The sequence below is a fragment of the Streptomyces niveiscabiei genome, assembly GCF_001419795.1.
Lineage (GTDB): Bacteria > Actinomycetota > Actinomycetes > Streptomycetales > Streptomycetaceae > Streptomyces > Streptomyces niveiscabiei.
In genome coordinates this window covers 1-5893 of the sequence record NZ_LIRL01000389.1, presented here as the reverse complement: position 1 = coordinate 5893, position 5893 = coordinate 1, and the positions used below count along the sequence as shown (strand labels likewise).

Here is a 5893-nt window from a genome sequence, read left to right as displayed (position 1 = left end):
CTACGCCCCCTCCGCCGCCGACCGCTGGGCCCCCGAACCGGACAAACGCCCCGGCCGCACCGCCTTCCAGCGCGACCGGGCCCGCCTCCTGCACTCCTCCGCCCTGCGCAGGCTCGCGGGAAAGACCCAGGTGGTCACGCCGGGCACGCAGGGCCCGGTGTGGGACGCCAGCCCCCGTACGCGCCTCACGCACTCCCTGGAGTGCGCCCAGGTCGGCCGGGAACTCGGCGCGGCCCTCGGCTGTGACCCGGACCTCGTCGAGGCGGCCTGCCTCGCGCACGACCTGGGCCACCCGCCCTTCGGCCACAACGGCGAGCAGGCGCTGAACGACTTCGCGAAGGACTGCGGCGGCTTCGAGGGCAACGCCCAGTCCCTGCGCCTGCTGACCCGCATCGAGCCGAAGCGCTTCACCGAGGACGGCTCGGTGGGCCTCAACCTCACCCGCGCGACGCTGGACGCGGCGACGAAGTACCCCTGGCCGAGGGGCGAGCACCCCACGGACCCGGCGTCCCCCAAGTTCGGCGTGTACGACGACGACCGCCCGGTCTTCGACTGGATCCGCAAGGAGTCCCCCGGCACGCGCGCGTGCTTCGAGGCCCAGGTCATGGACTGGTCGGACGACGTGGCGTACTCGGTGCACGACGTGGAGGACGGCCTGCACGCGGGCCACATCGACCCGGCCGCCCTGTCCTCGCGGGCGGAACGCGAGGAGATCTTCCGCGTGGCGGTGGGCCGGTACGTCCCCGGGGACACGGATCCGGCCGAACTCGCGGCGGCCCTGGACCGCCTCCTCGCGCAGGACTGGTGGCCGCACGGCTACGACGGCACGGCGGTCGCCCAGGCCCGCCTGAAGGACGCGACGAGCCAGCTGATCGGCCGCTTCTGCCTCGCGGCGGAGGGCGCCACCCGCGCGCGATGGGGGTACCACCCAGGCCGTTCAGGCACTGGGGGAGGCACCGGCCGTCTCACGCGCTACGCCGCCGAGTTGGTCGTCCCGCGCGAGACCCGCCTGGAGTGCGCCGTCCTCAAGGCGGTCGCCGACCGGTACGTCATGCAGCGCGCCGAACAGGAGCGCCTGCGCGCCGACCAGCGGATCGTCATCACGGAACTCGCCGAGGCCCTCACCGCGCGGGCGCCGTACGGCCTTGACCCCCAGTTCCACGCGCTGTACGTCAAGGCGCCGGACGACCACGCCCGCGAACGGGTGATCGTGGACCAGATCGCGTCCCTCACCGACGCGTCCGCGAGAGCCCTGCACACACGGCTGACGGGCCGCCCCTGAGATCGCCCCGCCGGGGCACTACCCCTTCCCCCCGAACGTTGCGTGCGGGACGCTCGCATGTGGCGACACCCTTACGAGGAGGCATCAAGTGGTCGACGCGGATCAGACGTTCGTCATCGTCGGAGGTGGCCTGGCCGGTGCCAAGGCCGCCGAGACGCTCCGTGCGGAGGGCTTCACCGGGCGCGTGATACTGATCGGCGACGAACGCGACCACCCCTACGAGCGCCCCCCGCTCTCCAAGGGCTACCTCCTCGGCAAGGACGACCGCGACAGCGTCTTCGTCCACGAACCGGCCTGGTACGCGCGCAACGACATCGAACTGCACCTCGGCCAGACGGTCACCGCGATCGACCGCGCCGACCGCACGGTCCGCCTCGGCGACGGCACCCTCATCCGGTACGACAAGCTGCTCCTGGCGACCGGCGCCGAGCCGCGCCGCCTGGACGTCCCCGGCACCGGCCTCGCGGGCGTCCACCACCTGCGCCGCCTCGCCCACGCCGAGCGCCTGCGGCACGTCCTCAAGGCCCTCGGCCGCGACAACGGCCACCTGGTGATCGCGGGCGCCGGCTGGATCGGCCTGGAGGTCGCCGCCGCGGCGCGCACGTACGGCGCCGAGGTCACCGTCGTCGAACCCGAACCGACGCCCCTGCACGGCGTCCTGGGCCCCGAACTGGGCCAGCTCTTCGCCGACCTGCACGCCGAGCACGGCGTCCGCTTCCACTTCGGCGCCCGCCTCACCGAGATCACCGGCCAGGACGGCATGGTCCTCGCGGTGCGCACGGACGACGGCGAGGAGCACCCGGCGCACGACGTGCTCGCGGCGATCGGCGCGGCCCCGCGCACGGGCCTCGCCGAGGCGGCCGGGCTCACGCTCGCCGACCGCGCGCACGGCGGCGGCATCGAGGTCGACGCGAGCCTGCGCACCTCCGACCCGGACATCTACGCCGCCGGTGACGTCGCCGCGTTCCCGTTCGCCGACACGCGCCTGCGCGTGGAGCACTGGGCCAACGCCCTCAACGGCGGACCGGCCGCCGCGCGCGCGATGCTCGGCAAGGACGTCACCTACGACCGGGTGCCGTACTTCTTCTCCGACCAGTACGACCTGGGGATGGAGTACAGCGGCTGGGCGCCGCCCGGCTCGTACGACCAGGTCGTCATCCGCGGGGACGCCGGGAAGCGGGAGTTCATCGCGTTCTGGCTGCGCGAGGGCCGGGTCCTGGCCGGGATGAACGTGAATGTGTGGGATGTCACAGAGCAGATCCAGCGGCTGATCCAGAGCGGCGCCGAGGTCGACCCGGACGCCCTCGCGAACCCCGCCACCCCTCTGGAGTCCCTGGCCGCCTGAGCTCGTACGGGGGCCGCCTCGGCATCGGACTGTCGGTCGGCCCCCGTAGAATTCCCGCGTGGCAGGACGGATCAACGACGAGGACGTGAAGGCGGTACGGGACGCGGTCCCGATCGACGCCGTGGTCTCCGAGTACCTCCAACTGCGCAGCGCGGGCGGCGGCAACCTCAAGGGCCTGTGCCCCTTCCACGACGAGAAGTCCCCGTCGTTCCAGGTCAGCCCCAGCAAGGGCCTCTTCCACTGCTTCGGCTGCCAGGAGGGCGGCGACACCATCACGTTCGTGATGAAGGTCGACCACCTCACGTTCTCCGAGTCGGTCGAGCGCCTCGCCGCGCGCGCGGGCATCACGCTGCGCTACGAGGAGGGCGGCTACAACCCCTCCCACCAGCGCGGCGAACGCATCCGCCTGGTAGAGGCCCACAAGATCGCCGCCGAGTGGTACGCCGAACAGCTCGCCACCAGCCCCGAGGCCGACACCGGCCGCATGTTCCTCGCCGAGCGCGGCTTCGACCAGGCCGCCGCCGTCCACTTCGGCGTCGGCTACAGCCCCCAGGGCTGGGACCACCTCACCCGCTTCCTGCGCGGCAAGGGCTTCAGCGACCGCGAACTCACCCTCTCCGGCCTCTCCCAGGAGGGCCGCCGCGGCCCCATCGACCGCTTCCGCGGGCGCCTGATGTGGCCCATCCGCGACATCGGCGGCGACGTCGTCGGCTTCGGCGCCCGCAAGCTGTACGAGGCCGACACCGGCCCCAAGTACCTGAACACGCCGGACACCCCGATCTACAAGAAGTCCCAGGTCCTGTACGGCATCGACCTCGCCAAGCAGTCGATCGCGAAGTCCAGCCGCGCGGTCGTCGTCGAGGGCTACACCGACGTCATGGCCTGCCACCTCGCGGGCGTCACGACCGCCATCGCGACCTGCGGTACGGCCTTCGGCGGCGAGCACATCAAGATCCTGCGCCGCCTCCTGATGGACAACGGCAGCGCGCGCGTCATCTTCACCTTCGACGGCGACGCGGCGGGCCAGAAGGCCGCCCTGCGCGCCTTCGAGGACGACCAGAAGTTCGCCGCCGAGACGTACATCGCGATCGCCCCCGACGGCATGGACCCCTGCGAGCTGCGCCTCGCCAAGGGCGACGAGGCGGTCGCCGACCTCGCCGAACCCCGCACGCCGCTCTTCGAGTTCGCGCTGCGCCAGATCGTCGCCCGCTACGACCTCGACACGCCGGGAGGCCGCGCCGCCGCGCTGGACGAGGCCGCCCCCGTCGTCGCCCGCATCAAGAACAGCGGCGCCCAGCACGAGGTCGCCGTCCAGCTCGCGGGCCTGCTCGGCATCCTCGACACCCAGTTCGTCGTCAAGCGGGTCGCCCAACTCGCCCGCTGGGCCCGCGGCAAGGGCGACGCCCCGGTGCCCGCGGGCGGCCGGCGCCAGCCGTACGAGGAGAGCCCCCGCCCCGCCGTCAAGGGCCCCGCCCTCCAGCTCCGCAACCCCGTCTACGCGACCGAGCGCGAACTGGTCAAACTCGCCCTCCAGCGCCCCGAGCTGGTCTCCCCGGCCTTCGACGCGTACGGCGTGGACGAGTTCACCTGCGCCCCCTACGCCGCCGTCCGCCAGGCCATCCTCGACGCGGGCGGCGCCGAGTACGGCATCGAGGACGCGCAGGACTACCTGATGTGCGTGCGCGAGGTCGCCCCCGACGACACGGTCCGCGCGATGGTCACCGAACTCGCCGTCGAGCCGATCATGCGCCGCACCGTCGACGAGGTGTACGCGGGCGCGCAACTGGTCACCGTCCGCCGCCGCGCCGTGGAACGCCGCATCCACGACATCCAGTCCCAGCTGACCCGCCTCGCCACCGCCGGCGACCCCGCCCAACTGGCCGCCGTCCAGAACGAGTTGTGGATCCTCCAGGAGTACGACCGGGCCCTACAGGCACACGGCGTCGCCGCCCTCTGAGCCGAACGTCGCCGCGAGAGCCCGCAGCAGCCGCCGCACGAACTCCCCCTCCGCGTCGGCGAACCGCGGGAACTCGGCGACGAAGTGCCGCCACTCCACGTACCGCAGCGCCTCTGCCACGTCCTCGAAGCGGACCTCGTGCCGGTGGTACTCGGGCCACTCGCCCCCCGCCTCGAACACCGCGTGCAGCAACGCGTAGGGCAGCGGGTGCCGTTCGGCGAGCAGGACGGCGTCGTACAGGTCCTTGCCCTGGGAGTACGTGTCGAGGGTCAGCCAGAGCACCTTCCAGGCCAGCGACAGCGCGGGAGTCGCCCCCAGGAGGACGGCACCGCCCGGGAGTTCGACCGGCTCCGGCTCCTCGGGCAGCCGCTCCCCGAACACGAAGTCGAGCTGGACGTGCCCGCCCGGCAGCCCCGGCGCCGTCCACGGCAGGACCAGCCGCCGCCCCGGCACCCGCTCGTACGTCCAGATGTCCTCCGCGACCGCCCCCGCCGCGTCGAATCCCTGTGCGGCCTCCTCGGCGGCTTTCGCGATGCCGTCGAGCATCCTGGCCGTCCGGGGGTCGCCGAGGCCCCAGGAGCGCGGTACGACGACGAAATCGAGGTCCCCCGGCTCACGCGCCGCCTCCCCGAACCACGCCGTCATCAGCATGCTGCCGCGCAGGACGAGCGCGTCCGCCCACTCCGAGCCGCCGATCACCCGCAGGACCGCCTCCAGGGCGCGCCGCCGGGCCGCCCGCCACGCCTCGGTGCGCGCCGGGTCCGCGAAGGCGGGGTCGGCGGCGCGGTAGGCGTCCTGGTGCTGCTTCATCGACGGGTCGAAGACCAGCTTCTGCGTGACGTCCTCACCGGGGACGGTCCGCAGCGTGGACGGCAGGTCGACGTACCGCGTCCCGTTCTCGTCCGGCGTCATGCCAGCCACCCCTCGTCCACCGACTCGTCGCTGTCGTACAGCACGAACTCCCGCTCGACGGAGAGCACTTCGAACCCGGCGAGCGCGTCCAGCAGTTCTCCCAGCGCGCGTCGCGCGCCTCCCGCGTCCGTCCCGCGGCACCGCTGCGTCACGAACCGCTCGTGCCGCCGCCGTACGTTGCGCGAGAGGTGCGCCCCGAACGGCACGACCAGCGCGGCGAGTTCGGTAAGGCCTACCCCTTCTCCCAGCCGCAGCTTCACGTGGTGTTCGAAGTAACGCCCCTCCCCGCAGGGCCCGTCCGGCACCTCGGGAGCCCATGGCGCCGACTCGATCTTCACGCGGACCGGCGCGAACCCCGCCGCCCGCAGGGACCCGGCGACCGCCCGCGCGCGGGCGC

The 5893-nt window shown here is 73.0% G+C and carries 4 protein-coding genes and 1 pseudogene; 3 read left to right on the top strand and 2 right to left on the bottom strand.

The annotated features are described in order from the left end of the window. The 3 genes from AOK24_RS19400 to dnaG form a co-directional block, all read left to right on the top strand. The coding region (locus AOK24_RS19400) for a deoxyguanosinetriphosphate triphosphohydrolase (protein WP_055721334.1) at window positions 1–1282 on the top strand (1282 nt) is incomplete at its 5' end. Window positions 1283–1370: 88 nt separating this feature from the next. After that, entirely contained in the window at window positions 1371–2627 is a 1257-nt protein-coding gene (locus AOK24_RS19395) for an NAD(P)/FAD-dependent oxidoreductase (RefSeq protein ID WP_055721333.1), read from the top strand. A gap of 58 nt (window positions 2628–2685) precedes the next feature. Beyond that, window positions 2686–4584 (top strand): DNA primase, encoded by a 1899-nt coding sequence (gene dnaG / locus AOK24_RS19390; protein ID WP_055721332.1) that lies wholly within the window; start codon window positions 2686–2688, stop codon window positions 4582–4584. Here dnaG and AOK24_RS19385 read toward each other — a convergent pair. Continuing rightward, on the bottom strand, window positions 4555–5496 hold the full coding sequence (locus tag AOK24_RS19385; RefSeq protein WP_055721331.1) for a nucleotidyl transferase AbiEii/AbiGii toxin family protein: 942 nt from the start codon (window positions 5494–5496) through the stop codon (window positions 4555–4557). The two genes, dnaG and AOK24_RS19385, sit on opposite strands and share 30 nt — an antisense overlap. Further along, window positions 5493–5893: pseudogene (locus AOK24_RS19380) on the bottom strand (hypothetical protein); the annotation flags it as partial. The pseudogene AOK24_RS19380 and the gene AOK24_RS19385, both read right to left, overlap by 4 nt.

Excerpts from the sequence above, each read along its gene's own strand:
- AOK24_RS19385 (WP_055721331.1), bottom strand. The coding sequence starts at position 5,496 with ATGACGCCGGACGAGAACGGGACGCGGTACGTCGACCTGCCGTCCACG.